Origin of the sequence: Mycobacterium sp. ITM-2016-00318, from assembly GCF_002968285.2 — a bacterium.
Classification (GTDB): Bacteria; Actinomycetota; Actinomycetes; order Mycobacteriales; family Mycobacteriaceae; genus Mycobacterium.
Window position 1 is genome coordinate 275,862 of record NZ_CP134400.1, and the last position, 25,418, is coordinate 301,279.

General features: G+C 66.8%; 26 protein-coding genes and 2 pseudogenes. 13 read left to right on the forward strand and 15 right to left on the reverse strand.

Features of this window, described 5'->3' with window-relative positions; all coding sequences use genetic code 11:
* Positions 1-84: 84 nt before the first annotated feature.
* The 4 genes from C6A82_RS01270 to C6A82_RS01285 form a co-directional block, all read right to left on the reverse strand.
* Positions 85-837 (reverse strand): succinate dehydrogenase/fumarate reductase iron-sulfur subunit, encoded by a 753-nt coding sequence (locus tag C6A82_RS01270; protein ID WP_105347874.1) that lies wholly within the window; start codon positions 835-837, stop codon positions 85-87.
* Positions 837-2,792, reverse strand: coding sequence for a fumarate reductase/succinate dehydrogenase flavoprotein subunit (locus tag C6A82_RS01275; RefSeq protein WP_105347873.1), 1,956 nt, complete (start codon positions 2,790-2,792; stop codon positions 837-839). The genes C6A82_RS01270 and C6A82_RS01275 overlap by 1 nt, the downstream gene beginning before the upstream one ends.
* Positions 2,793-2,825: 33 nt before the next feature.
* Positions 2,826-3,644 (reverse strand): hypothetical protein, encoded by an 819-nt coding sequence (locus C6A82_RS01280; protein ID WP_311101605.1) that lies wholly within the window; start codon positions 3,642-3,644, stop codon positions 2,826-2,828.
* A 64-nt stretch (positions 3,645-3,708) separates the two neighbouring features.
* On the reverse strand, positions 3,709-3,990 hold the full coding sequence (locus C6A82_RS01285) for a hypothetical protein (RefSeq protein WP_105342555.1): 282 nt from the start codon (positions 3,988-3,990) through the stop codon (positions 3,709-3,711).
* Between the two features lie 110 nt (positions 3,991-4,100).
* Here C6A82_RS01285 and C6A82_RS01290 point away from each other — a divergent pair, with 110 nt between their 5' ends.
* From C6A82_RS01290 to C6A82_RS26890, 6 genes are all read left to right on the forward strand, one after another.
* A complete protein-coding gene (locus C6A82_RS01290; RefSeq protein WP_105342557.1) occupies positions 4,101-4,862 on the forward strand; it encodes an isocitrate lyase/phosphoenolpyruvate mutase family protein in 762 nt (253 codons plus the stop codon).
* Positions 4,863-4,947: 85 nt separating this feature from the next.
* Complete coding sequence (locus C6A82_RS01295) at positions 4,948-5,313, forward strand: hypothetical protein (RefSeq protein ID WP_142405879.1); 366 nt, start codon at positions 4,948-4,950, stop codon at positions 5,311-5,313.
* 60 nt (positions 5,314-5,373) lie between these two features.
* The gene (locus C6A82_RS01300) at positions 5,374-5,853 is read left to right on the forward strand and encodes a hypothetical protein (protein ID WP_105342561.1); all 480 of its coding nucleotides are present in this window, start codon (positions 5,374-5,376) and stop codon (positions 5,851-5,853) included.
* 106 nt (positions 5,854-5,959) lie between these two features.
* A complete protein-coding gene (gene nirB / locus C6A82_RS01305) occupies positions 5,960-8,536 on the forward strand; it encodes a nitrite reductase large subunit NirB (protein WP_105342563.1) in 2,577 nt (858 codons plus the stop codon).
* Positions 8,533-8,880, forward strand: coding sequence for a nitrite reductase small subunit NirD (gene nirD / locus C6A82_RS01310; protein WP_105342565.1), 348 nt, complete (start codon positions 8,533-8,535; stop codon positions 8,878-8,880). The genes nirB and nirD overlap by 4 nt, the downstream gene beginning before the upstream one ends.
* 45 nt (positions 8,881-8,925) lie before the next feature.
* On the forward strand, positions 8,926-9,201 hold the full coding sequence (locus tag C6A82_RS26890; protein ID WP_142405880.1) for an ANTAR domain-containing protein: 276 nt from the start codon (positions 8,926-8,928) through the stop codon (positions 9,199-9,201).
* Here C6A82_RS26890 and C6A82_RS01315 read toward each other — a convergent pair.
* The 9 genes and pseudogenes from C6A82_RS01315 to C6A82_RS01355 form a co-directional block, all read right to left on the reverse strand.
* Positions 9,127-9,814 (reverse strand): annotated as a pseudogene (locus C6A82_RS01315) (sirohydrochlorin chelatase). The gene C6A82_RS26890 and the pseudogene C6A82_RS01315 sit on opposite strands and share 75 nt — an antisense overlap.
* Complete coding sequence (locus C6A82_RS01320) at positions 9,811-10,959, reverse strand: uroporphyrinogen-III synthase (RefSeq protein ID WP_105342566.1); 1,149 nt, start codon at positions 10,957-10,959, stop codon at positions 9,811-9,813. The pseudogene C6A82_RS01315 and the gene C6A82_RS01320 overlap by 4 nt, the downstream one beginning before the upstream one ends.
* A 115-nt stretch (positions 10,960-11,074) precedes the next feature.
* Entirely contained in the window at positions 11,075-11,854 is a 780-nt protein-coding gene (locus C6A82_RS01325) for a class I SAM-dependent methyltransferase (protein ID WP_105342568.1), read from the reverse strand.
* 19 nt (positions 11,855-11,873) lie between these two features.
* A complete protein-coding gene (locus C6A82_RS01330) occupies positions 11,874-12,413 on the reverse strand; it encodes a GNAT family N-acetyltransferase (RefSeq protein WP_396836846.1) in 540 nt (179 codons plus the stop codon).
* A gap of 32 nt (positions 12,414-12,445) precedes the next feature.
* Positions 12,446-13,336 carry a 5-oxoprolinase/urea amidolyase family protein gene (locus C6A82_RS01335; RefSeq protein WP_105342127.1) on the reverse strand — a complete coding sequence of 297 codons (891 nt, stop codon included), beginning with the start codon at positions 13,334-13,336 and terminating at the stop codon, positions 12,446-12,448.
* On the reverse strand, positions 13,333-13,998 hold the full coding sequence (locus C6A82_RS01340) for an allophanate hydrolase subunit 1 (RefSeq protein ID WP_105342119.1): 666 nt from the start codon (positions 13,996-13,998) through the stop codon (positions 13,333-13,335). Before C6A82_RS01340 ends, C6A82_RS01335 begins: the two co-directional genes overlap by 4 nt.
* A gap of 74 nt (positions 13,999-14,072) precedes the next feature.
* Positions 14,073-14,759, reverse strand: coding sequence for a queuosine precursor transporter (locus C6A82_RS01345; protein ID WP_233216742.1), 687 nt, complete (start codon positions 14,757-14,759; stop codon positions 14,073-14,075).
* 44 nt (positions 14,760-14,803) lie between these two features.
* Complete coding sequence (locus C6A82_RS01350; RefSeq protein WP_142405859.1) at positions 14,804-15,760, reverse strand: ABC transporter substrate-binding protein; 957 nt, start codon at positions 15,758-15,760, stop codon at positions 14,804-14,806.
* A gap of 29 nt (positions 15,761-15,789) precedes the next feature.
* Entirely contained in the window at positions 15,790-16,398 is a 609-nt protein-coding gene (locus C6A82_RS01355) for a TetR/AcrR family transcriptional regulator C-terminal domain-containing protein (protein WP_105342123.1), read from the reverse strand.
* A 73-nt stretch (positions 16,399-16,471) separates the two neighbouring features.
* Between C6A82_RS01355 and C6A82_RS01360 the strand changes: the two genes are divergently transcribed.
* From C6A82_RS01360 to C6A82_RS01390, 7 genes are all read left to right on the forward strand, one after another.
* Positions 16,472-17,038 carry a CsbD family protein gene (locus C6A82_RS01360; protein WP_105342117.1) on the forward strand — a complete coding sequence of 189 codons (567 nt, stop codon included), beginning with the start codon at positions 16,472-16,474 and terminating at the stop codon, positions 17,036-17,038.
* 13 nt (positions 17,039-17,051) lie between these two features.
* A complete protein-coding gene (locus tag C6A82_RS01365) occupies positions 17,052-17,693 on the forward strand; it encodes an IF2 family translation initiation factor (protein WP_105342121.1) in 642 nt (213 codons plus the stop codon).
* Positions 17,683-18,030, forward strand: a complete 348-nt coding sequence (locus C6A82_RS01370; RefSeq protein WP_396836766.1) for a hypothetical protein — start codon at positions 17,683-17,685, stop codon at positions 18,028-18,030. The genes C6A82_RS01365 and C6A82_RS01370 overlap by 11 nt, the downstream gene beginning before the upstream one ends.
* A gap of 234 nt (positions 18,031-18,264) precedes the next feature.
* The gene (locus tag C6A82_RS01375; protein WP_311101608.1) at positions 18,265-19,227 is read left to right on the forward strand and encodes a ferritin-like domain-containing protein; all 963 of its coding nucleotides are present in this window, start codon (positions 18,265-18,267) and stop codon (positions 19,225-19,227) included.
* A gap of 115 nt (positions 19,228-19,342) precedes the next feature.
* Positions 19,343-20,326 carry a nitrilase-related carbon-nitrogen hydrolase gene (locus C6A82_RS01380; protein ID WP_105343480.1) on the forward strand — a complete coding sequence of 328 codons (984 nt, stop codon included), beginning with the start codon at positions 19,343-19,345 and terminating at the stop codon, positions 20,324-20,326.
* 38 nt (positions 20,327-20,364) lie between these two features.
* Positions 20,365-21,975 carry an amidohydrolase gene (locus C6A82_RS01385; protein ID WP_105343494.1) on the forward strand — a complete coding sequence of 537 codons (1,611 nt, stop codon included), beginning with the start codon at positions 20,365-20,367 and terminating at the stop codon, positions 21,973-21,975.
* A gap of 11 nt (positions 21,976-21,986) precedes the next feature.
* On the forward strand, positions 21,987-23,351 hold the full coding sequence (locus C6A82_RS01390) for an APC family permease (protein ID WP_105343482.1): 1,365 nt from the start codon (positions 21,987-21,989) through the stop codon (positions 23,349-23,351).
* A gap of 83 nt (positions 23,352-23,434) precedes the next feature.
* Here the strand turns inward: C6A82_RS01390 and C6A82_RS01395 are convergent.
* Together C6A82_RS01395 and C6A82_RS01400 are read right to left on the reverse strand one after the other, a co-directional pair.
* A pseudogene (locus tag C6A82_RS01395) lies at positions 23,435-24,458 on the reverse strand (YeiH family protein); the annotation flags it as partial.
* 150 nt (positions 24,459-24,608) lie between these two features.
* On the reverse strand, positions 24,609-25,406 hold the full coding sequence (locus tag C6A82_RS01400) for an SDR family oxidoreductase (RefSeq protein ID WP_105343495.1): 798 nt from the start codon (positions 25,404-25,406) through the stop codon (positions 24,609-24,611).
* Between the last annotated feature and the right edge of the window lie 12 nt (positions 25,407-25,418).

Here is a 25,418-nt window from a genome sequence, read left to right on the forward strand (position 1 = left end):
GAACGCCGAAACCAACAGACGGGCGGAAAAGATCGAGTAACCGCCGCCGTTTCGTCGATCTCGGCGTCGTTCGGGCCGAAGCGATCAGCCCCTGCGGAACAACTTGTTACCCAGCCACACGACGGGGTCGTACTTGCGGTCGGCGGCGCGCTCCTTCATCGGGATCAGCGCGTTGTCAGTGATCTTGATGTGCTCGGGACACACCTCGGTGCAGCACTTGGTGATGTTGCAGTACCCGAGGCCGTTCTCCTCCTGCGCCTGCTCGGGACGCCGCTCCAGCGTGTCGAGCGGATGCATGTCGAGCTCCGCCTGCCGCATCAGGTAGCGCGGGCCGGAGAACGCCTGCTTGTTCTCCTCGTGGTCACGCACGACGTGGCAGGTGTTCTGGCACAGGAAGCACTCGATGCACTTGCGGAACTCCTGGCTGCGGTTCACGTCTTCCTGGGCCATCCGGTACTCGCCGGGCTGTAGATCCTTGGGCGGCGTGAACGACGGGATCTCGCGTGCCTTCTCATAGTTGAACGACACGTCGGTGACGAGATCGCGGATCACCGGGAACGTGCGCAGCGGGGTCACGGTGATCGTCTCGTCCTCACCGAACGTCGACATCCGCGTCATGCACATCAGCCGAGGCCGACCGTTGACCTCCGCCGAGCACGAGCCGCACTTGCCTGCCTTGCAGTTCCACCGCACGGCCAGGTCCGGGGTCTGGGTCTGCTGGAGCCGGTGGATGATGTCGAGCACCACCTCACCCTCGTTGACCTCGACCGCGTAGTTCTCCAGCGCACCGCCCTGTAGGTCGCCGCGCCACACCCGCATATTGGCTTGGTAGGCCATCACTTGCTCCGTTCTGGATGCTGGGCGACTTCCTCGTCGGTGAAGTACTTCTCCAACTCGGAGAGCTCGAACAGGTCGAGCAGGTCTTGCCGCACCGGAATCTGGTCCTGCTTGGTGACGCTGACGTCGGGCACGAGGGCTTGTGGGTCACCGTCGGCGCGGCACACCAGAAGTGTCTTCCGCCAGTCCGATTCCATCGACGGGTGGTCGTCGCGGGTGTGCCCGCCGCGGCTCTCCGTACGTGTCAGCGCGGCCTTCGCGATGCACTCGCTGACCAGCATCATGTTGCGCAGGTCGATCGCGAGGTGCCAGCCCGGATTGAAGGGCCGGTTGCCGTCGATCCGGACCCGTTTGTACCGCTCCCGCAGCTCGGTCAGCTTGTCGAGGGCCTCGGTGATCTCTTCTTCCTTCCGGATGATCCCCACCAGGCTGTTCATCGTGTCCTGCAGGTCGAGTTGCAGCGTGTACGGGTTCTCCGGAGCATCCCCGTTCGTCGCCGTCTCAAACGGCAGCAGCGCCCGCTTGGTCGCGTCCTCCACCGCCTGCTCGGACACCTGCGGCCGCTCGGGAAGCGCACGCACATAGTCCGAGGCGCCCAAGCCGGCGCGACGACCGAACACCAGAAGGTCGGACAGCGAGTTGCCGCCGAGGCGGTTCGACCCGTGCATGCCGCCCGCGCACTCGCCCGCGGCGAACAGCCCCGGGGTCTTGGCCGCAGCGGTGTCGGGATCCACCTCGACGCCGCCCATGACGTAATGGCAGGTCGGCCCGACTTCCATCGGCTCCTTGGTGATGTCCACCTCGGCCAGCTCCATGAACTGGTGATACATCGAGGGAAGCCGACGCTTGATCTCCTCGGCGGGCAGCCGCGACGCGATGTCGAGATAGACGCCACCGTGCGGCGTGCCCCGTTCCGCCTTCACCTCGGAGTTGATGGCGCGGGCCACCTCGTCGCGCGGCAGCAGGTCCGGGGTGCGGCGTGCGGAGTCGTTGTCCTTCAGCCACTGGTCGGCCTCGTCGATGCTCTCGGCGTACTGACCTTTGAACACCGGCGGGATGTAGTCGAACATGAAGCGGGTGCCGTCGGAGTTCTTCAGCACGCCGCCGTCGCCGCGCACCCCCTCGGTGACGAGGATGCCCTTGACGCTCGGGGGCCAGACCATTCCGGTCGGGTGAAACTGAACGAACTCCATGTTGATCAGCGTCGCGCCCGCGCGCAGGGCCAGCGCGTGCCCGTCACCGGTGTACTCCCACGAGTTCGACGTCACCTTGTAGGACTTGCCGATGCCGCCGGTGGCCAGCACGACGGCCGGCGTCTCGAAGAGGATGAAGTTGCCGGTCTCGCGCCAGTAGCCGAAGGCGCCCGCGATGCGCTCGCCGTCCTTGATCAGGTCGGTGACGGTGCATTCGTGGAAGACCTTGATACGGGCGTCGTAGTCGCCGAACTCCGCGAAGTCCTCCTGCTGCAGCGAGACGATCTTCTGCTGAAGGGTACGGATGATCTCCAGGCCCGTGCGGTCGCCGACGTGGGCCAGCCGCGGGTAGGTGTGCCCGCCGAAGTTGCGCTGGCTGATCCGACCGTCCTTGGTGCGGTCGAACAGGGCGCCGTAGGTCTCCAGCTCCCACACCCGGTCGGGGGCCTCCTTGGCGTGCAGCTCGGCCATCCGCCAGTTGTTCAGGAACTTCCCGCCGCGCATGGTGTCGCGGAAGTGCACCTGCCAGTTGTCCTTGGCGTTCGCGTTGCCCATCGAGGCCGCGCAGCCACCCTCGGCCATCACGGTGTGGGCCTTGCCGAACAACGACTTGGTGATGACTGCGACCTTCTGACCGCGTTCGCGTGCCTCGATCACCGCGCGCAGGCCTGCGCCGCCGGCACCGATCACGACGACGTCGTATTGATGCCGTTCGACTTCCGATGGGCCGCTTGCGCGAAGAGCATCGGGTTCAGCAGTCATGAATCCTCACTTGCCTGGGCTGTGAATTGGCTGTCAGCCAATGAATCTGAGGTCGGAGATGGCGCCGCTGGCCACCAGCATGATGTAGAAGTCGGTCAGCATCAGCGTTCCGAGCGTGACCCATGCGTACAGCTTGTGGCGGGTGTTCAGGCGGCTCACCTGAGTCCACATCCAGTACCGGATCGGGTGCTTGGAGAAGTGCTTGAGGCGACCGCCGACGATGTGGCGGCAGGAATGGCAGGACACGGTGTAGACCCACAACATGACGACGTTGACGACGAGGATGATGTTGCCCAACCCGAAGCCGAAGCCCGACGGCGAGTGGAACGCCACGATCGCGTCGTAGGTGTTGATCACCGAGATGATGCCTGCGATGTAGAAGAAGTACCTGTGCGTGTTCTGGATGATCAGCGGGAAACGGGTCTCACCGGTGTACTTCGCGTGGGGTTCGGCGACCGCGCACGAAGTGGGGGACTGCCAGACCGACCGGTAGTAGGCACCCCGGTAGTAGTAGCAGGTGAGCCGGAACAGCAACAGGAACGGCAGCGACATTGCCGCATAGGGCAGCCACCACACGTCGGGCAGGAACTGGCCGAAGTGGCTGGCCTCGGGAATACAGCCCACGCTGACGCACGGCGAGTAGAACGGCGTCAGGTAGTGGTACTCGGGGACGTAATAGTTGTTCTGCAGGAACGCGCGAACGGTCGCATAGATGACGAACGCGGCGAACCCGAGGTTGACGATGAGCGGCGACTGCCACCACCGGTCGGTGCGGAGGGTGCGCTGAGGAATCTCGGCGCGGGTCGGCGAGAAAACGCCGGTACCCGGACGGTCGGCGGTGGGTGCGCTCACAGTGTGTCTCCAGGCCTCTCCGGTTGCGGGCTGCGCAATTGCGGCAAGTGCGACCGAGCCTAGTTCAGCCCCTGCTGTGACCCCCGACACCCTCGTCATCGACGTCCCGCCAGAAGTCGGAGTCGTACTGGGTGTCGGGAATCGCGATCTTCTCCGCCGACTGCCGGGGACGGGTTACCCCGCGGGAGAGTTCCAACTCCTCGGCGTCGATATCGAGGCGGTCGATGTCGTTGACCATGCGCCGCGTCGCCGGGCTGTCCCCGTACTGCGACGCCAACGACGTCACGCACCGGCGCAGGCCACCGATCAACTCGTGCAGCTCGGCAAATTCTTGGGTGCTCGACATCAGACCTCCTTGGGCTGAAGGGTGTCTGTAGCTCACAGTACGACAACCGACGCTAGCTAGATCATGATGATGAGGCGTGACACCGGTCACGTCATAGATGGAAGGACGCCATGACGGATAGACAGGTTCTCGCCGACCGGGCCGCCGCACTGCTCGAACTCCATCAGCCCGGCGATCCGGTCGTGCTCCCGACGGTGTGGGACGCCTGGTCGGCGAAGCTCGCCGTCGACAGCGGCTTTTCGGCGCTGACGGTCGGCAGCCACCCGCTTGCCGACTCGGTGGGCAAGGCCGACCGCGAGGGGATGACGTTCGACGACGTCTGCACCCGCATCGCGCAGATCACCGCCGCCGTCGATGTTCCGGTGTCGGTCGACATCGAGTCCGGCTACGGACAGGAGGCCGGCCGTCTGATCGACGGCCTGCTCGGTGCCGGCGCGGTCGGGCTGAACATCGAGGACACCGTGCACGGCGAGGGCGGCCGGTTGCGGGCCTCGGCCGAACACGCCGAGGTGGTCGGCGCCCTGCGGGCGGCCGCAGACGCGGCGGGCGTGCACGTGGTCGTCAACGCGCGCACCGATCTGTTCCTGAGGCAGGACGGCGACGAGTCCGACCGCGTCGACAGGGCGGTGGCACGGCTGAAGGAGGCTGCAGGGGCAGGCGCGGATGTGTTGTACCCGGTCGGGCGTCACGAGCCGGATGTGCTGCGGCACTTGACGTCGGAGCTACCGCTTCCGGTCAACGCGATCGCATTACCGGACAAGGACGATCCATCGTCCTTCGGTCCTCTCGGCGTCGGCAGGATCAGCTTCGGCCCGTTCCTGCAGGCGACGCTGTCCGCACATGCGAAAGAGGTCCTGGCCCGCTGGGGGTAGCGCTACGGTGCGCCGATGTTGCGCACCGGAGTACGACGGCGCGGTGTTCAAGAACGGTTTGGCGCGCTGCCGCTAGCATTCCCCGGTGCCCGCTTCCGACCACGACCCCGAACACTGGTCCAACCGGCCCGCGACGATATTCGCCGCCGGTGCGGCCGCGGTGTTGTTGATCGGGGTTCTGGTGTTCGCGGTGATGCGCACATCGGAGGGCTCGTCGGAGCCGCCGGGCACCATCGTCACGCCGTCGAGCAGCGCGCCGTCGAGCGCGTACACGACGTCCTCGACCACGACGACCACGTACACGACCCCTGCCCCGCAGACCAGCGATCAGGACCTGCCTCCTGCCGTGCCGTCGACCTCCGACACCGGACCGCCGGCACCCACTACCGAGGACACCCCAGACCTCGGTACGGTCACCGAGACGGCCAGTTTGCTACCCCCTCCGCCGTAAGGGCCTCCAATACGCCGCGCCGTCACTTAGGCTGGCGATATGCGAACGTCGACTCGCCGTATGACAAGCGTTATGGCCGCGGTCGGTTTGATCGGGGTGGGATTCGGAACCGGATCGGCGACGGCCGACGTGGCCAATGGCGGAACGGCTCCCATGAGGCAGGTCTACCGGTCGTGTGATTTCAGTGTCGCCAAGTACGTCGACGCCAGCGGCTACGGGTCCGGTCATGCAACGATCGGCACGGGCGGAAGCGGCACCGTGACCGCCGACGTCTTCCTGATGATCGGTAGGCCCAACACCCCGTACCAGGTGCGGCTCATCCAGGGTCCGCGGCCGGGCTCCCAAACCTGCAATGCCGGCGACCCCGGGGTCATGAGCGCGGTGCTGAACACCGACGGCAACGGGACCGGCTCGGTGACTCTGCGAGACGCCGTGCGCTCCGGTGCGACCAATGCGTGGGTGTTCGTCGACGGCCCACCGGATCCGGGTGAGATCCGCGGCGAGTTCTACACCTCCGAGGTCCTCACCAGCCTGCAGTAGCCCGCGAGTGCGCCTCACACCGGCCGCGTCGAGCCGGTGAGAACACCGTGATGGGGGCGTCACACGAGGCGACATGGCGGCAATGTCGGCTGCCTAGCCTCGGGTCATGGCGTCAGATTCCACACCCGCCCGGCATGTCGTGGTGGTCGGTCACGGCATGGTCGGCCACCGGTTCGTCGAGGCGATGCGCGCGCGGGACACCGCGGCGTCGTGGCGGATCACCGTGCTGGCGGAAGAGGCCGATGCCGCATACGACCGCGTCGGCCTCACCGGATACACCGAACACTGGGACCGCACCAGGCTCGCGCTGCCCGGCAACGACTACCGGGGCGACGATCTCGTCGAGGTTCGACTCGGTGCCCGAGTGTCCGAGATCGACCGCGAGGCGAAGTCCGTCGTCACCGCCGACGGTGCACGCGTCGACTACGACGCGCTCGTGCTCGCGACGGGCTCGTCTGCGTTCGTCCCCCCGGTGCCCGGCCGCGACCTGCCTGCCTGCCACGTCTATCGCACGCTCGACGATCTCGATGCGATCCGGGCCGACGCCGAACGCGCCAAGCGCAACACCGATACGCCGGCGGGGGTGGTGATCGGTGGGGGCCTGCTCGGTCTCGAGGCCGCCAACGCGCTTCGCTCGTTCGGTCTGCGTGCCCACGTCGTCGAGATGGCGCCGCGGCTGATGGCCCAGCAGTTGGACGAGGCGGGCGGCGCGCTGCTGAGCCGGATGATCGGCGACCTCGGCATCACGGTGCACACCGGTTCGAGCACCGATGCGATCCGGCCCGCGCAACGCAACAGGCCCGTTCGGCGATCAGCCGAGACGGAGGCGATGGCGGTGGTGCTCGGTGACGGCACCGTCATCGACGCGGGCGTGGTGATCTTCGCCGCGGGCGTCCGTCCGCGCGACGAGCTGGCCCGCGACGCCGGACTCGACATCGCCGACCGAGGCGGCGTGCTCACCGATAGCTCCTGTGCCACAGCGGATTCCAGCATCTACGCCATCGGCGAGGTGGCCGCGATCGGCGGTCGCTGCTACGGCCTCGTCGGACCGGGCTACACCAGCGCGGAAGTCGTCGCGGACCGGCTGCTCGGCGGTGCGGCGGAGTTCGGAGAAGCGGATTTGTCGACCAAGCTCAAGCTGCTCGGCGTCGACGTGGCGAGTTTCGGCGACGCGATGGGTGCCACGCCGAACTGCCTCGAAGTTGCCGTCAACGACGCCGTCAACCAGACGTACGCCAAACTCGTGCTGTCCGACGACGCCAAGACGCTGCTCGGCGGCATCCTGGTGGGCGATGCGTCGGCCTACGGCATTCTGCGCCCGATGGTCGGCGAACCGCTGCCCGGCGACCCGATGGCCCTGATAACACCGTCCGGAACCGACGGCGGCAGTGCGGCGTTGGGAGTGGGCGCGCTGCCCACCGGTGCGCAGATCTGCTCGTGCAACAACGTCACGAAGGGCGATCTCACCGAGGCCATCGCCGGCGGCTGCTGCGATGTGCCCGCGCTGAAGGCATGCACGCAGGCCGGCACGTCCTGCGGGTCGTGCGTACCGCTGCTCAAGCAGTTGTTGGAGGCCGAGGGTGTTGAGCAGTCCAAGGCGCTGTGCGAACACTTCAGCCAGTCACGAGCCGAACTGTACGAGATCATCGCGGTCACCTCGGTCCGGACGTTCTCCGCACTCATCGATCGCTTCGGTAGCGGAAAGGGTTGCGACATATGCAAACCCGCCGTCGCGTCTATTCTGGCCTCGACGAGCTCCGAGCACATCCTCGACGGTGAGCTGGCGTCGCTGCAGGACAGCAACGATCACTTCCTCGCCAATATCCAGCGCAACGGCAGCTATTCGATCGTGCCGCGGGTGCCCGGCGGGGACATCACGCCGGAGCAGCTGATCCTGATCGGCGAGATCGCAAGGGATTTCGACCTCTACACCAAGATCACCGGCGGTCAGCGCATCGACATGTTCGGCGCCCGCGTCGACCAGCTGCCGGAGATCTGGCGCCGCCTCGTCGACGGTGGGATGGAATCCGGGCACGCCTACGGCAAGGCACTGCGCACGGTGAAGAGCTGTGTCGGCAGCGATTGGTGCCGGTACGGGCAACAGGATTCGGTGCAGATGGCGATCGGTCTCGAACTCCGTTACCGAGGGCTGCGGGCCCCGCACAAGATCAAGATGGGGGTATCCGGTTGTGCGCGCGAGTGCGCGGAGGCGCGCAGCAAGGACGTGGGCGTCATCGCCACCGAGAACGGGTGGAACCTCTATGTCGGTGGCAACGGCGGGATGACCCCGAGGCACGCGGAGCTGCTCGCGGGCGACCTCGATGATGAAACGCTGGTCCGCTACATCGACCGGTTCCTGATGTTCTACATCCGCACCGCAGATCGGCTGCAACGCACCGCACCGTGGGTCGAGCAACTCGACGGCGGCCTTGATCACCTGCGCGACGTGGTCTGCAACGACTCCCTCGGACTGGCCGCGGACTTCGAAGAAGAGATGGCGCGCCATGTCGCGGGGTACGCCTGTGAATGGAAGGGCGTGCTGGACGATCCCGACAAGCTGTCGCGGTTCGTCTCGTTCGTCAACGCACCGGACGCGCCCGACCCCACCGTCACGTTCACCGAGCGAAAGGGCCGCATCGTGCCGATGCCCATGCCGACAGTGCGGAAGGGTGCCGAAACATGAGCCTGGTCAACGATATTGGAGTATGGCTGCCGGCGTGCGCCTACGACCGCCTCATCCCGTGTCGTGGAGTCGGCGTGCTGTTGCCCGATGGAGCGCAGGCCGCTCTCTTCCGCCTCGATGACGGCACTGTGCACGCCATCGGCAACATCGACCCGTTCTCCGGCGCGGCGGTGATGTCGCGGGGCATCGTCGGCGATCGCGGCGGCAGGGCCACCGTTGCGTCGCCGATCAAGAAGCAGGCGTTCGCGCTCGATGACGGCACCTGTCTGGATACGCCCGATGTCGTCCTTGCGGTGTACCGGACCCGCGTCACCGCCGACGGCGTGGTGGAAATCTGCGCTTGACGACAGTTCGGTTTGCCCGTGGGCAGTTGGTGGTAACCAGCACCCATGTCCCAGGACTGCATCGCGTCAGCCCAGAGGCGATCCGCACGCAGGTACGGACGTGCGGACGTGATCCATGATGCAACTACGCTGCTCATGGAGCGTTTCGATCTTGACGCCGGCCAGGCGGTCGCGCAGCTTGTGAGGGTGTCGAAACGTCAGAACGACTCCATCGAGGCGGCCGCGCGCATGTGCGTCGACGCCCAACTACGCGGCCAGCCGTATCCGCGCGCGCTTGAACCGGTTGGCGATGAGCCGAACCATCGCAGGATGGTCGCCTAGCGGCTCGGCGACACGGTCGGCTCCGCTGGCGCGTAGCCGATCTTGAAACAGGCCGTCCGCCAACAGGTACGACGCCAGCACGACGCGGCGCGCACCGTCGCGGCGCAATGCCGCCACTGCATCGGCGACCGCGGGCGCTCCGGTGGCGGCGTAGGCGAGTTCGACGCGATCGCCGATCGTCGCCGACAGCGTTGCCGCGGTGCGCCTGAGATCCGACTGGGCATGCGCATCCGATGTGCCCGCGGCGGCGAGCAGCACGGTGTCGCCGGGCCGCCACCCACATTCGACGAGGCGTTGTGACAGCACCTGCACCGTGCCGGCGCACGGGCCGAGGGGGGGCGGTGACCGTCACGGCCCGGTGACCGCTCGAAGCGACGTGGGCGGGCAGGTCGACCCTGACGTGGTAGCCGCTGGCCAGGAACGCCGGAACGACCGTCACCGGCGCGTCGGCTGGCAGCGCGCGGAGCACCTCCTGCGGTGTCGGTCCGAGAACGTCGACGAACGCGACATGAACCGGCCGGTGCAGCAACTCGGCCACTCGTTCGGCCAACTGGGCGACCATCGTGACGCCCTCCGCTTTCCGTGTGCCGTGGGCGACCAGCAGGTAGCTCATCGCGCCGGCGCCTGCGATTCGTCGATGGGCAGCCGGTAGCCGCGCTTGACCACCGTCGAGACGATGCTCTTGTCGCCAAGGGCTGTTCGCAGTCGCAGCACGGCGGTCTCGACGGCATGCGTGTCGGTGCCCGTGCCGGGTAGCGCGCGCAGCAGATCGGCCCTGCTGACGACGCAGCCCGGTCGGTGGGCGAGCGCGCGCAGCGTCGCCATGCCCGCAGGGGACACCTCCTTGACCGCGCCGTCCACCACGACGCACGTACCGCGGATCTCCAGCCTGTGCCCGGCAACGTGCATCGTCCGCGACTGCAGCAGCGGCAACTCGTCGGTGATGTGGCGCGCGAGGGCGCCGAGCCGCATCCGCTCCGGTGCCGACGTCGGCACACCCAACCGCACAAGCGGCCTGGCGGTGACCGGTCCGACGCACATCGCATGGACGTTGGTGCGCAGCGCGGTGAGCACGCCGTCTTCGATGCCCATCTCGGCGGCGCGCATCAGCACGGCCGCGACCGCGGGTGCCGACGTGAAGCTCACCGCATCGAACTTCTCCTCGGCGATGCCCGCCACCAGTTGGTCGAAGTCGCCGTCGCGGCGCACCGGAGTCCAGCGATACACCCGGATTGGCACCACGTCGGCGCCTGCGCTGCGCAGCTCGTCGAGGAACTCGGGGAACGGGTCCCAGTCCGCGGTGGCCCCGTGCAGCTGAACCGCGATGCGCTGACCGGAGATGCCGCCCTCGACCAGATAGTGCAGCACCTCCCGCGACGACTCTGACTCCGGCGACCATTCCTCCGGCAGACCCGCGGCGCGCAACGCCCCTGTCGCCTTCGGCCCGCGCGACACGATGCGGGCCTTTCCCAGTGCCGTGATGAGGTGGCCGGCCATGCCCCATCCGTCGGCGGCGGCGACCCAGCCGCGGAAGCCGATCCCCGTGGTGGCGATCACGATGTCGGGTGGCGTCTCGATGAGCGCCTCGGTGTGCACCCTCAGTTCCTCGTCGTCGGGTAGCGGCACCATCTCGATCGCCGCTGCGCTGGTCACGGTCGCCCCGCGCTTGCGCAGCAGTGCACTCAACTCGTCGGCACGGCGGGCAGAGGTCACCGCCACCCGAAATCCGGTGAGCGGTGCCCAGTCGGGCTCACTCATGGGTCCAGTGTTTGCAGGTTGTGTTTCCGGGCGATTAACCGGCTATTGCGCCCCCATGTCACCGCTCGGGACGCCGGTGAATTTCGTCTCACCGCCGCGGCTCATGGGTGTCAGTTCAGTCGACGCGGTGCGCGTGCACCACGGTGAACGGCAGGTGTACCTCATCGCCGTCGAGCAGATCTGCGATGGTCTCGAATCGGGCCCTGACCTTCTGCATCTGCTCGAATGTCTCCGGCGGCATCTGCTCGACCATGTCCTGCGGGAACTCGTCACCGGCACTGCCGAAGCCGGCTGCGCTGGCCAGATAGGTTGTGGGGCCGAGGAAGTCGATCCGCCACCCGTTCGCGGTCAAGGTGTCGCGGATGCTGGACTCCGACACCGAGCCGATCGGGGCGACGAGGCCGTTGACGTTGGCGTCGGAGAAGCAGTACAGGTGCCAGCGAGCACCAGGGCGCGTCGCACGGTACAGACCGGCGGCGTAGGCCTGGCGGCCGTCCTCGTCCAGACAGTGGTACAGCGCGCTGTCGACGACGGTGTCGAACCGGCCGTCGTAGCCGGTCAGGTTGGTGGCGTCGGCGACGTCGAAATCCACCGAGACACCGGCAAGGCCGGCGCGCTCGCGGGCCTGCTCGATCGCTGCGGGCGATCCGTCGAGCGCCGTGACGGAGTGTCCGCGCGACGCGAGGAAGATCGCGTTGTCTCCGAGGCCGCAGCCGATGTCGAGGACCTCGCCGCCGATGCCACCGAGCGCCTCGAGTTCCATCAGACGCGGCTGTGCCTGCTTGATGTCCCACGGCACGCCGGTGGGTTTGGGCGCGCCTTCGACGGCGGGCTCGCCGCGGTAGAGCTTGTCGAACGAATCGGTAGTCGGCTGAAAGACGTTGGGCGTAGTCACTTCATCCAACATACGCGGGTCACCACACGTCGCCGTCGCGCCAATCACACGTCAGCGCTTCACCGGTATCGACAACCACCGAGACCGGCAACACGAAGACCGACCCGTCGTCGTCGGGGGTGCGCACGACACCCGTCGGCGCGAGCACGGAGGTGGGACCGTGCCACGGCAGCCAGCCTCGTGCGGCGTACAGGTTCCGGCCCGCGTCCGACGCGCTGAGCGCACCGAGTTGGTACGCCCCGCGCAGCACTTGCTCGACGGCGTCCATCAGCGCACGCGCAAGGCCCTGGCCGCGCCAGTCCTCGCGGACCGCGACGCCTTCGACATAGCCGCACCGCAGTGCCGATTGCCGGTACAGCAAGCGGCGCTGAACCACTGCCGCATGGCCGATGAGCGCCCCGTGGTGCGAGATCAGCGCATGCATGCCACCGAGCGCGTGTTCCCAGTCGGCGTCGGTGAAGTCGGGTGCGCCGCCGCCGAACGCGTCGATGACCATGCGACGGGCTTCGTCGCGGGTGTCGTTGTCCAGGTCGGCGGTATGGACCAGGCGGGCCGTCATCACCTGGCTAGTCACACCATGTGTCTACCCCGTCAGGAACCGTTGCGGAAGGGCCTTCGCGGACGCGACCAGTGCAGGCGCACCGTCTGGCCGGGCCGGATCTGGGCGATCCGGTCGATGTCGGAGTCAACAACCACACCGATGACCGGATAGCCGCCGGTGACGGGATGGTCCGGCCCGAGGATGACGGGAAATCCGTTCGGCGGCACCTGAATCGCTCCTCGGGTGGCACCTTCGCTTGGCAGTTGCCGGTCGCCGTACCGGTACTCCAACGGCATCCCGACCAGGCGCATGCCGACGCGGTCGCTGCTGTTGGTGACCTGCCAGTTGGTGCGGACAAGCACGTCGGGGTCGGTGAACCAGTCGTCGCGCGGACCGGGGACCACCGACAACTCGACGACGTCGTCGGAGATCGCGGCCACCGGCGCCTGGTCGAGCTCGGGGAATTCCTCGGTGTGTTCGCCGATGGGCAGCACATCGCCCGGCTGCAGTGGCAGCGGCCCGATGGATGACATCACGTCGTAGCTACGCGAGCCCAGCACAGGCGTTACGTCGATGCCACCACGCACGCCCAGGTAGGACCGCAGCCCTGAGTGCGGAGCACCGAGAGAAATCACCTCGCCGTCGTGGGCGTAGTGAATGCTGTTGGTACCGAAAGGAACTCCATTGACGGCTGGGTCGGTATCGGCACCGGTGACGGCGATAGCCACGTCACCTCCGCGGACCCTCGCGCTGAAACCGCCGAATGTCACCTCGATGGTGGCGCGGTCGCCGGGATTGGCCACCAGCCGGTTGGCCAGCTTGTGTGCCCGGCGATCGGCGGCGCCCGACCGTGTCACGCCGAGGTGCGCCATCCCCTTGCGGCCGAGGTCCTCGACGAGTGCCAGCGGCCCGGTACGCAGAATCTCCAGGTGGGTTGTCATGATGACACCTCCCGGAACTGCACCCACTTGCCGGGCGTCAACAGAGCCGGCGGCTCGCGATCGACGTCCCACAACTGCGCGGAGGTGTGACCGATCAGCTGCCAGCCACCGGGTGACTCGCGGGGGTAGACGCCGCTGAACTCACCTGCCAGCCCGACCGAGCCGACGGGCACCTTGGTGCGCGGCTCGGACCGTCGCGGCACATTGAGTCGCTCGTCACCGCCGATGAGATAACCGAAACCCGGTGCGAAGCCGGTGAATCCGACCCGCCACGGGGCCCGGGTGTGCGCATTGACGACCTCGCGCGCCGTCATGCCCGTCAGCTTGGCGACCTCGTCGAGGTCCTCGCCGTCGTAGACGACGTCGATCACCACGTCGGCGCGGCCGCCGCGCGGCGCGGTGGTGGCCTCCGCCAATGCCTCCTGCGGCAGCCTGAGCTTGCTGAGGTGCTGCCGTGCGGCACTCGCGTACCGCGGTCCGTCGAGCTTGACGAGCACGGTTCTCGAGGCGGGGACGATGTCGGTGACGCCGAGCAGCTCGGCGTCACGCAGAACGGCATTCCACGCCAATACCTCCGCCGTGCTGTCGAACTGGAGCAGCAGCGCCTGATCCCCGTAGTCGGTGATCGTGCCGATCACCATCGCGTCCGCTATCACGGTCATGACTCAAAGCTACCGCCGGGTAGGGTATCGGTGCCCTGCTCTGTGAGGGTTGCCAGAGGTGCCTTACCGAAGCCTCAGACGGCAGGCGCGTAGGTGGGCTCTCGCCGCTTGATGAAGGCGATCACCCCGTATGTCACGGGCAGCAGGAGGACCTCGACGGCGGTCTTGTACAGCCAGCCGAGCGCCGTGTAGACCACGAAATCGGTGAAGCTGGTGATCCCTATCGCGCTGGCGGCGATGCTGCAGAACACCAGGGTGTCGCCGAGTTGGCCCGCGAACGTCGATCCCACCAGGCGCGCCCACAGGTGCCTCTCCTTGGTGCGCTCCTTGATCAACACGACCACCCAGGCGTTGATCGTCTGGCCGACGATGAAGCCCGCCAGCCCCGCCACGATCAGCTGGGTGTAGGCGCCGACAATGTTCTCGAAGTGCTCCTGATTGGTGTAGAAGTCCGCGGCAGGCAGGTACACGGTTACCCAGAACGCCGCCGCGGCAAGGGCATTCATGGCGAAACCGAGGAAGATGACCCGCCGCGCCGCCGTGAAGCCGTAGACCTCGCTCAGCACGTCACCGATGACATAGGTGAGCGGGAAGACGATGAATCCGCCGTCGGTGATGATCGGGCCGAACGCCACACCCTTCGTCGCTGTCACGTTCGATATGATCACCAGGGCGGTGAACACCGCCGCGAGTACCGGGTAATACGCCGAACCCACCTGCGCGAAGGCCGCGCGCTGCTCGGTGGAGATCTGCTCAGGCACTTTTCGCTCCTCGCGTGCGCGACGTCAACCCGGCTATCAAACTCTCAGCCGAGCACCTTCGCCAAAGCGGGTGGCAGTTGGTCGGCGATCACGGGATAGGACAGTGGCGACCCGAACGCGATAGCACCTGTGAGGTCCTTGCCGGTGAAGAGGTTTCGCTTGGCGGTGGTTGCGGTCAGCGCGGCGATGGTCGGGTCGGCCAGCAGCACGGCCTGCTGGTCGTCGTTCTCGGTCGTCCAGATCAGCACGTCGGCGGTGTGGAGAACCGACTCCATCCTGTCGCGCGTGATCACAGTGCCGCCGGTGTCGGGAAGCGTGAAGCCCATCTGTGTCAGGAAGTCGCTGCGCCAACTCGGCGTCACCACGTGGACCGCGTCGTCGACCAACGCGCCTTCCAGCAGCAGCGCTTTCCTGCCTGCGAACTGCGGGTTGCTCTTGCCGATCTCGATGAACTTGTCCTCGATGCTCTTGACCTGGCCCGCCATGTCGTCGAACTTGAACACCGCCTGGCTGACCGCCGCGGCCTGGCTCTTCCACGGCTCGAAGAAGGCGTCCTGGCCGGATTGTGCGATCGTCGGCGCGATCTCAGACAGCCTCTTGTAGGTGTCCTCGTCGAGGCCTGCGTTGGTCGCGACGATGAGGTCGGGCTTGAGCGTTCCGATCCGCTCGAGCTGGATTCCGTTGGCGAGGTCGAGCACCTCTGGCTGCGCCCCGCCGAGCCTGCCCAACGCCCAGGGCCACACACCGAACGGCTGATCACCGAACCAGGTGGTGATCGCGATCGGAACGACGCCGACGGCCAGTAGGTCGTCCTGTTCGGTGTAACCCGCGCTCACCACCCGCTTCGGCGGGGCTGGCACCTTCGTCTCACCGAATATGTGCTTGACCGTGACGGACCCGTCGTCGGAAACCGCACCGGGTTTCTCCGGGCTGCACGCGGCGGTGACGGCGACGGTTGCGGCCATCGCCAGGAAACTTCGCCGCGACGAGACCTTGCGCACACCGCGAGCGTAACTCCAGAACCAGCTAACTAGCGCGAGGTGAGATCAGCGAGCCCGCGCAACAGCACGTCGAGGCCGAACTCGAAAGCATCGTCGGCTCTGACGGGTTTCGGCCCGCCGGTGGCCAGCGCGGCGGCCAGTTCGGGCCCCACCTCGGCGCCGGCCTCCCATGGCTCGACGGGCGCGGCGAGATCCAGCGCGGAGCCCAGCACGAAGCAGTCCATCAGCGTGATGGCACGCAGGATGTCGGCGCCCGTGAAGCCCGCCCGCTGCAACGTCGTTGCCAGCGCGTTGTACATGGTGAACGCGTGGCTGCTGTTCACCGCGTGCGCGGTCAGCAGCGGGATCAGCCGCGGATAGCGTGCGTAGCTGCGGCGGTAGGACCGCATGATTCCGGCGACGGTTTCCGTCCACGGCAGATCCGCGTCTGCGGGCAGCACGACCTCCGACATCGCACGTTCCCGGAGGAGTTCGACGATCTGCTCTCGACCCGAAACATGGTTGTACAGGGACGACGGGCTGACCTTCAGCGTGCGGGCGAGCTCGGGGATCGTGAAGCCGCCCGTCGCGCTGACCAGATCCATTGCCGCGCTTGCAATGAGATCGGTCGACAGCAAGGGCACAGGTGGCCGTCCCATGTGCCCACAATAAACGAACGTGATTCGTTTCGGCACGTGTTTGATCATGCGGCCCAGTGGAAACCAGGCTTCCATGACAGAGCACGAGAAGGCCGATCAGGCCCGTAAAGGGTTGGTCGATTCGGTCAAGGGCAAGGCCAAAGAGGTCGTCGGCGCCGTCATCAAGAGCGACGAGTTGACCGCGCAGGGCCAGGTCGAACAGGCGCAGGCCAAGCAGCGCAAGGAGGCGAACCGGCTGGAGTCGGTCGCCGACGCGGAGACCGCAGAGGCGCAGGAGCAGCGCGCAGAGGCGACGTCGCAGGCCGCCGACGCGCGAGTGGAGGCGAGCCAGGAAGCCAGGGCCCGTGAAGACGCGATCCGCAGCGATCAGGAGGCGCAGAAACAGCATGCAGCGGAAGCCGGAGCGCGCGACGCCGCCCTCGGCCAGCAGCAAGCGGAGGGCAAGGCACAGCGCCAGCAGGCTGTGGCCAATGCCGAGGAAAACAGGGAAGTGAACGCAGCGCAGGCCGAAGTCGCAGAAGCGCTCGACGACCGTGAGCAGGCGGTGCATGAATCTGCCGCCGCGCGAGCGGAGGCTGACCGCATCAGGCGCCAGGCCGACTCCCTGTCCGACGCCGCCGATGTTCCCCCGGATCGTTGAGGAGACCAAACCGATGAGAATCACCGATGTTCCGTTCGCCGTACTGCGCTTGCAGTATCAGCTCGCTCGAGCGCCTCTGCAGCTGCTCGAGGAGCGCGTGGTCGGCCGACTCGATGCAGAGGCGCCTGCGCGACTGCTCTATGAGCGGTCGGTCGGCAGGCTCGACGTCGCCGTCGGCGCCGTGCTGGGTGCACCAGAGGTTCAGCGCCGCGGGGCGGCACTGATCGAGCGAAGTGAGGCGCTGCACCGCGCGGCCGTGCTCGACGAGGCTGCCGAAAGAGCAGTCGACGAAGCGGAGACCGACCTCGAAGACGCTCAGGTCGCGGCGAATGTCGTCCGCGAGAAGGCGCACGCCGACAAGATCGACGAAGTCACCCAGGCCCGTGCCGCCGCCGCGCACGAAAAGGTCGCGGCGATCAACGAAGCCGAGAAGCGAGTCGACAAGGCGAAGAAGCAAACTGACAAGGCCGCCGCGCAGCGCAAAGAAGCAGTGGAGGCGGCGAAGCGCGATAAGCAGGATCGGGCCGACGCCGCTGCGCAAAGCGTGACCGCGGTGGCCGAGGCGAAACTGGACGACGCCGACGAGAAGCGCGCCGCAGCTGCGACTGAGAAGGCCGTGGCGGATCGGACCGAGCGATTGGCCGATGATGGCTGACGCGGGCGAGATCGTCGGCCGCGTCGTCCGGGCCACTCGAGCGGTCGGCGAGCGCGCCGCTGAGCGGGTGGGCCTGACCAAGCAGGGCCGCGAGAAGCCGAAGACGCCCGCCAAGAAGACGCCCGCCAAGAAGGCGGCCACCGAGAAGGTCGCCGCTGCGAAAAAGGCCGCGCCGGCGAAAAGGGGATCACCGGCGAAGGCGGCGAAGAAGGCAGCCACGCCGGCGAAGAAGGGTGCGGTGAAGGAACCGTCGGCCAAGGTCGAGGCGGCGAATCCCGCGAAGAAACCCGCGAAGAAGGCCGCGAAGAAGCAACCGCCGCGCCGGGCCACGCCCTAGCTTCGACGTTTTCCGGGATTGCATTAAACCGTTCACCTGATGCTGTTCGGCGCTCGGAATGCTTGTGTTGGGAACCGTTTTGGCTCGTACCGGCATCGTCGCGCACTGCCTGAGCACCATGAGTGACGCATCCGACAAATTGGGCGGTTTAGCCTTCGCGGAGCGGCGGGTAGCCGGACTGTGGTGCACCTCGCGCCGACAAAATCGAAGTCAACGCTGGGGGAGAAAGACGTTATGACAACACCCGATACAACTACTCTGCTGGCACAACTGCGTGCCGTTCTCGATTTGACGAACACCGAGGTCCAGGTCGCCGAGACGCGCGTCACCCAGGCACGCACCGAGGCCGTGCAACGCGAACTGACCCAGAACGCCGCGAACGGGCGTGATCGCGCTGAGGCCATCGAGTCGGCGATCCGCGAACTCGGCGGCTATCCCGATGTCGTCGGCCCCTTCATCGGTCGCGCGGCGGCCGCGGTCAAGGCGCTTACCGAGCAGGCGCAGCCTTTCGACGAGGCGCTGCTGGGCGATCTCGCGCTCGAACATCAACTGCTCGACCGAGCCCGCTACATCAAGGCGCTTTCGGTCGCGGTAAATCACAAGGAGATTCAGCGCCTTGCGGACCGTCTCATCGAGGCGCACAGCGCGACTGTCGACTGGCTGACCACCGTACTGGCCGAGGACGCTCTCGGCGGCCCGGCCGCGCTGCGACGCACACCGCTGCAGGCAGCGGCGGGCGCGGCGGTGCGGTTGGCGTACATCCCGATGTCGCTGTCGGCCCGCGGGCTGGACAGGGCCATCGACACCGTGCGCACCGCTCCTCCGGCCCTCGAGGAGCTGCTCAGCCGTAGTGCCCAGGCCCGCGACGTGGCGCTGAAAACGCTTTCGGCGTCGAGGGACGCCGCGCTGGAGACCGCCGAACGGGTTGTGCGCGGCGAGGGAGCGCAGGAGGCTGCCGACGCGCTGCACAACGTCCGGGCCGCCACCGGCGTCCTCGATGCCGACGAGCTGCCCATCGCGGACTACACGGAGCTCAATGTGAGCCAGGCTGTCGCCGCGGTCAAGGACCTCTCCGAGCCGGCCGACATCCGGGTGATCATCGCGTTCGAAGAGGCGCACAAGAACAGGCACGGCGTCGTCTCGGCGGCGCAGACGCGGTTGGCCGACATCGCCAAGGAGGTCGTCGGCATCAGCTGAGCGGTTTGACAACGAAGTGCCCCGGTGCCTGAGCGCGCCGGGGCATTTCTTTGTCTTGCCAAAGGGGCGTGCCCGCCAGCACAATAAAACGAAAGACATTCGTTTTAGGAGCGGAATGATCACTCTGACAGCCGCGGCGCCCGCCTCGTTGTCGCGCACCACGGCGACTAATCGCCCGTCCCTACGGGTCGGGTTGGTTCAACACAGGTGGCGGCCGGACCCCACGGTGTTGACGTCGGTCCTGCGTGGCGCGATCGATCGGGCGGCGGGTGAAGGCGCGCGGATCGTCTTCCTGCCCGAGATCGCCCTGCTGCGGTATCCGGCAGATGTTCCAGCAGGCCCCGATTCGGGCGCTGCGGCCGAGGATCTGGTTGACGGCCCGACGTTCGCCCTGGCCGCCGACGCGGCGCGGGCCAACGGAATCTTCGTGCACGCGTCGCTGTACGAGAAGGCGCAGGCCGAGGACGGCCTCGGGTTCAACACCGCCATCCTGGTCTCGCCGTCCGGCGAACTGGTGGGTCGCACCCGCAAACTGCACATCCCGATCTCGGCGGGCTACTACGAGGACACCTACTTCCGGGCCGGGACCGCGGACGGCAACCCATACCCGGTCTACGAGCCCGACGGCCTCGGCGCCCGCATCGGCATGCCGACGTGCTGGGACGAATGGTTCCCCGAAGTCGCCCGCAACTACTCGCTCGGCGGCGCCGAAATCGTCGTCTACCCAACGGCGATCGGCTCGGAGCCGAAATTTCCGGCGTTCGACACCCGCCCGTTGTGGCAGCAGGTGATCGTGGCCAACGGCATAAGCAGCGGGCTCTTCATGGTGGTGCCCAACCGCACCGGCGACGAAGGTGCCCTGTCCTTCTACGGCTCGTCGTTCATCTCCGACCCGTACGGCCGCGTTCTCGTGGCCGCCCCGCGCGACGAGGAGGCCGTGCTCGTCGCCGATCTCGATCTGGACCAGCGCCGCGACTGGCTCGAGCTGTTCCCCTTCCTGTTGACCCGCAGACCGGACACCTATGCCGCCCTGACCGCACCCGTCGACACCGAGCGGCCCTACGGGGCGGGCCACGCCGCGACGGCCGTCATCAAATGACCCTGCGTGAGTAGGGCTCTCGGCGTAGGGTGCCGCTGGTGACCGCGACGATCTTCACCGGTGGCGTGATCTGGACCGGCTCGGGTCCCGTGACCGATGCGCTCCTTGTCACCGACGGGGTGGTACGCGCGACCGGCGACGAAGCCAGGTCATCGGCGGAAGGCGCCGACGAGATTGATCTCGGTGGCGGCTTCCTGATGCCGTCGTTCGGCGACGGGCACGCCCATCCGCTGTACGGCGGCCTCGAGTCCGCGGGCCCGGAGGTCCGGCCGTGTCACACCGTCGATGAGATCGTCTCCGCCGTCAAAGACTTCGCGATGAAGAATCCCGACGAAGACTGGATCGTCGGCGCGTCATACGAGAGCAGCATGGCGCCCGACGGACTGTTCGACGCCCGCTGGCTCGACGCCGCGGTGCCCGACCGGCCCGTGGTGCTGCGGGCCTGGGACTACCACACGATGTGGTGCAATTCCGTCGCGCTGGAGCGTGCGGGGATCACAGCGGACACCCAGGAGCCTGTGCTCGGTGAGATCCCCCGCCGCGAGGATGGTTCGGTGCTCGGCACGCTGCGCGAGTGGGGCGCGATGGACCTCATGAACTCGGTGATGCCGTCGCACAGCGAAGATGTCAGGGTGGCGGCGCTTGCCACCGCCGCCGACTACTACCTGGCCCGTGGCGTGACCTGGGTGCAGGACGCGTGGGTCGAGCCGGCCGACCTCGACACCTACATCGCCGCGACCGGAAACGATGCGCTGCGGATGCGGTTCAACCTCGCGTTGTACGCCGACCCGCGCTATTTCGACTCGCAGGTAACGGCTTACGCCGATGCGCGCCGCCGCGTCGACGACGCGGGCTCACCGCTTCTGACCGCCCAGACGGTGAAGTTCTTCGCCGACGGGGTCGTGGAGAACGAGACCGGTGCGCTTCTTGCGCCCTACTGCTCCGGGCTGCACAACCACGGACAACGCAACTGGGAGGGCGACTCGCTGGCCGAGGCGGCCGCCCGTGTCGACGAGCAGGGCCTCCAGATCCACATCCACGCGATCGGCGACGCGGCGGTTCGTCAGGCGTTGGACGCGATCTCCTATGTGGTGCACCGCAACGGCCCCCGAGACCGTCGTCCGGTGATCGCACACGCCCAACTGGTCGACGACGCCGACCTCGGCCGGTTCGCCGAGCTCGGAGTGATTCCGAACATGCAACCGCTGTGGGCACAGCTGGACGCACTGATGACGGTGCTGACGGTACCGCGGCTCGGCGCGCAGCGTGCCGACAAGCAGTACCGGATACGAAGCATCGAAGAGTCCGGCGCCCCTTTGGCTTTCGGTTCGGACTGGCCGGTGTCGTCGGGCGCACCGTTTGACGGCATCGCGATCGCGGTGTCCCGGCAGACCGAAGACGGCGAGCCCGCGGGGGGATGGACCCCGGACGAGATCCTGCCGATCGAGCGGGCGCTGTCGGCGTACACGGCCGGCGTGGCCTATCAGGCGTTCGCCGAACACGGCTGGGGCAGGCTCGTCCCTGGGGCGAGCGCCGATCTGGTCTGGCTGGATCGCGACCCACGTACCACCGCGGCGCTGGAGCTGCCGGCGCTCGACATTCGTGCCACGTATCTGCGCGGCGAGCCGGCCTACTCGGCCACGGATTAAAGGAGAAGCACATGTCCACTGCGCCAGCGGATTCGACCGTTCCGCCACCGTTCGCCGAGGAGGGGGAAGGCCACCTCAAGCGGGTCCTGGGCACCCCGTCCCTTGTGCTCTTCGGGCTGGTGTACATGGTGCCGCTGACGGTGTTCACCACATACGGCCTTGTGACGCAGATGAGCGGCGGCCGCGTGCCGGTGGCCTATCTGGTGACGCTTGCCGCGATGGTGTTCACCGCCAGATCGTATGCGCGGATGGCCGCGGCGTACCCGGTGGCGGGTTCGGCGTACACGTACGCGCAGAAGTCGTTCGGCGCGCCGACCGGCTTCCTGGCGGGCTGGTCACTGTTGCTGGACTACCTGTTCCTGCCGATGCTCAACTACCTCGTCATCGGCATCTACATGGGGGCCGCGCTGCCCGGCGTTCCGACGTGGGTGTGGATCCTCATCGCGATCGCGGTGGTGACGATCCTCAACATTCTGGGCATCGTGTCGGTGTCGTGGGCCAACGTCGTCATCATCGGATTGCAGTTCGTGTTCATCGCCGTGTTCGTGGTGATGTCGATCTCGTCGATCTCGGGATCCGGCAGCGTCAACCTGATGGCGCCGCTGGCCGGGGATGGCACCGTTGACGGAATCAGCCCCGTCTTCACCGGTGCCGCGCTGCTGTGCCTGTCATTCCTGGGCTTCGATGCGGTCTCCACTCTGTCCGAGGAAGCCAAGGACGCCAAACGCACTGTGCCCAAGGCGATCATGATCGCCACAGTGCTGTCCGGCTTGATCTACTTCGTGCTGTCCTACATCTCGCAGTTGGACTTCCCGTCCAACCAGTTCGAGGACGTCGACTCGGGTTCGCTCGACGTCATGCTCGCTGCGGGTGGGCAGTTCCTCAACGTGTTCTTCACCGCGGCATACGTCGCGGGGTGCATCGGGTCGGCGCTGACGTCGCAGGCATCGGTGTCGCGGATCCTGTTCGCGATGGGCCGGGACGGAATTCTGCCCCGCAAGGTGTTCGGCCATGTATCCGTGCGGTTTGCCACCCCGACTTTCGCGATCCTGGTGGTATCGGTGATCTCACTGCTGGCGCTGTGGATCGATCTCACGGTGCTGATCGCGCTAGTGAGTTTCGGCGCACTGGTGGCCTTCTCGGCGGTCAACCTGTCGGTGATCAAGCACTACTTCTTCGACCGGAGCGAACGCAATGTGTTCAACAACATGGTGCTGCCGATCATCGGCTTCGCGCTGACCCTGTGGCTGTGGACCAGCCTGCCCGGCCTTGCGCTGAAGGTCGGATTGATCTGGCTGGCCATTGGATTCGTCTGGCTGCTCGGGGTGACACGCGGGTTCCAGCGCCCGACGCCGGTGCTCGATTTGAAGGAGTAGTCACCTCAGGCGATCGATGCCCTTGAACATCACGCCGCTGTCCACCCGGCCGGTGGCGACGACCGCTATCCGACGGGGAAGTTGCCGAACAGGAGAAGCGCCAGGCCGAGCGCGACGAACGCGAAGATCAGAAACCACGTGCGCAGGTCGTTGAGGGTCGCGATCTCGGCCTTGCCGTCGCTGACCCACTGCAGATACAGCGTGCCGATGATCGAGGCCGCGACGAAGCCGAGCACGAACTTCACCGAACCGCTTCCAGAACTCGAAAAGAGAAGGACTGGCCACAGACTCATTTTCTCGCGCATGCGCCCGCTCGACCTTCAGCGCGAAGTAGGCGGTCAGCGCGATCGCCACCACACCGATCAACGCGTTCTGGGTGGTCTTGACGATCGTCGCGATCTGCAGCGCGTGCTCCCCGGCGATGGCGCCGGACGCCGCGACCGCTGCCGTGGTTTCGATGTTGCCACCGATCCAGGCCCCCGCCACCGCGTCGGAGAGGTCGAACACGTCGGCGAGCCACGGCAGCAGGAAGATCGACGGCAGCGCGCACGCGATCACCAGCGATGCGGAGTAGGCGAGTTGTTCGCGTTTGGCCTGCACTGCGCCCGCTGCGGCGATCGCCGCACTCCCTCCGCAGATCGACAACGCCGACGACAGCAGCGCGCGCAACTTGTCGTCGAGGCCCAGGACGCCGCCGAGCCACCAGGTGAAGCCGAAGACGATGGTGATCAGCAGAAGAGCCTGGATGATCGCCGGACCGGCCGCGCTGACGAGCACCTTGAGGTTGATGGATGCGCCGAGCAGCACGAGGCCGGTCTTGATGAAGAACTCGGTGCGAAAGCCTCTGGACAACGCGTCGCGCAGTGCGAGCCGCGTCAGCACCGCGTTGCCGATCAGGCCCAAAGCGATGGCGTAGACAGGGAATTCGATCGATTTGGCGACCCGTGCGAACGGCGTACCCGCCGCCCACTGCGGCACTTGCTGTTCGAGCAACCGGGCCAGCGCGCCGAGTGCGAAGACGACGAGCACCCCGGCGATCGCATACCCGAGTACCGGCCGTTTCTCGGGTTGCTCTGAGGTGGTGTGCTCCGCGACCTGTTCTGTCATGGAATCACGCTGCCCGGAATCGCGCCGACGAGCACCAACACCAGCAGTGCCAGTCCGACGATGACAGCGAGCCAGTCCTCGTTCATGCGGATCGAGGCTAGTGCGCACGCCTCCGGCCGTGAATCATTGCCATCACAGCGAATTCAACGGCTACATGCCGGCAAGCCGCTTGTTCACCAGACGGAGCAGCCAAGCCGGCGAGAACCGCGCACCGAGCGTTGACACCTTGGTCTGCGAGCCGACAGGGAAGTGCACCTGGTGGATGATCCGACGCGGTAGGGACGGTTCGACCGCCGCCAGGATGGCGTCGGCGACGTCCTGCGCGGTCAGCCGAATACCGAGCGAGTCGGTGGTGCCGGTCTTGACGTTCTCGGTCATCGCGGTGTTGACGTACAGCGGCCACATCGCGATGACGCGAATGTCGTACCGGTTCCATTCGAGGTCGAGTGCCTCGGTGAGTCCTCGGACGAAGAACTTCGTGGCACTGTAGGTGGCGAGCTCGGGTTGCCCATAAATCGAGGACGCGGAGGCGAGGTTGACGACGACCGGGTTCGGGGTGGCCCGCAGGTAGGGGAACGCGGCGTGCAGCCCGTTGACCACGCCCTTGGTGTTGATGTCGATTTCCTGGAGCTGGTCGGCGATGTCGATGTCCTCGAAGCGACCCGTCCGCATGATGCCCGCGTTGTTGATCAACACGTTGAGGCGGCCCCCCGTGGTGGCGGTGAACTCGCCGAGTCGTTGCGCCATTTCGTCGGAGTCGGTGACATCGAGGTGTCCGGTGACCGCCGTGCCGCCGAGCGCCTCGATGTCGTTGGCGAGTGCTCTCAGCCCCACCTCGTCGATGTCATACCCGCCGACCGTGTAGCCGTTGCGGCCGAAGTTGAGTGCGGTGGCGCGGCCGATCCCTGCGGCTGCGCCGGTGATGAAGACGGCTCTGGTGAGAGGCATATACGTCATCAT

Coding starts and splice junctions, on each gene's coding strand:
- C6A82_RS01270 (WP_105347874.1), bottom strand. CDS start 837: ATGGCCTACCAAGCCAATATGCGGGTGTGGCGCGGCGACCTACAGGGC.
- C6A82_RS01275 (WP_105347873.1), bottom strand. CDS start 2,792: ATGACTGCTGAACCCGATGCTCTTCGCGCAAGCGGCCCATCGGAAGTC.
- C6A82_RS01285 (WP_105342555.1), bottom strand. CDS start 3,990: ATGTCGAGCACCCAAGAATTTGCCGAGCTGCACGAGTTGATCGGTGGC.
- C6A82_RS01290 (WP_105342557.1), top strand. CDS start 4,101: ATGACGGATAGACAGGTTCTCGCCGACCGGGCCGCCGCACTGCTCGAA.
- C6A82_RS01300 (WP_105342561.1), top strand. CDS start 5,374: ATGACAAGCGTTATGGCCGCGGTCGGTTTGATCGGGGTGGGATTCGGA.
- nirB (WP_105342563.1), top strand. CDS start 5,960: ATGGCGTCAGATTCCACACCCGCCCGGCATGTCGTGGTGGTCGGTCAC.
- nirD (WP_105342565.1), top strand. CDS start 8,533: ATGAGCCTGGTCAACGATATTGGAGTATGGCTGCCGGCGTGCGCCTAC.
- C6A82_RS26890 (WP_142405880.1), top strand. CDS start 8,926: ATGTCCCAGGACTGCATCGCGTCAGCCCAGAGGCGATCCGCACGCAGG.
- C6A82_RS01320 (WP_105342566.1), bottom strand. CDS start 10,959: ATGAGTGAGCCCGACTGGGCACCGCTCACCGGATTTCGGGTGGCGGTG.
- C6A82_RS01330 (WP_396836846.1), bottom strand. CDS start 12,413: ATGACGGCCCGCCTGGTCCATACCGCCGACCTGGACAACGACACCCGC.
- C6A82_RS01335 (WP_105342127.1), bottom strand. CDS start 13,336: ATGACAACCCACCTGGAGATTCTGCGTACCGGGCCGCTGGCACTCGTC.
- C6A82_RS01340 (WP_105342119.1), bottom strand. CDS start 13,998: ATGACCGTGATAGCGGACGCGATGGTGATCGGCACGATCACCGACTAC.
- C6A82_RS01355 (WP_105342123.1), bottom strand. CDS start 16,398: ATGGGACGGCCACCTGTGCCCTTGCTGTCGACCGATCTCATTGCAAGC.
- C6A82_RS01360 (WP_105342117.1), top strand. CDS start 16,472: ATGACAGAGCACGAGAAGGCCGATCAGGCCCGTAAAGGGTTGGTCGAT.
- C6A82_RS01365 (WP_105342121.1), top strand. CDS start 17,052: ATGAGAATCACCGATGTTCCGTTCGCCGTACTGCGCTTGCAGTATCAG.
- C6A82_RS01370 (WP_396836766.1), top strand. CDS start 17,683: ATGATGGCTGACGCGGGCGAGATCGTCGGCCGCGTCGTCCGGGCCACT.
- C6A82_RS01375 (WP_311101608.1), top strand. CDS start 18,265: ATGACAACACCCGATACAACTACTCTGCTGGCACAACTGCGTGCCGTT.
- C6A82_RS01380 (WP_105343480.1), top strand. CDS start 19,343: ATGATCACTCTGACAGCCGCGGCGCCCGCCTCGTTGTCGCGCACCACG.
- C6A82_RS01390 (WP_105343482.1), top strand. CDS start 21,987: ATGTCCACTGCGCCAGCGGATTCGACCGTTCCGCCACCGTTCGCCGAG.
- C6A82_RS01400 (WP_105343495.1), bottom strand. CDS start 25,406: ATGCCTCTCACCAGAGCCGTCTTCATCACCGGCGCAGCCGCAGGGATC.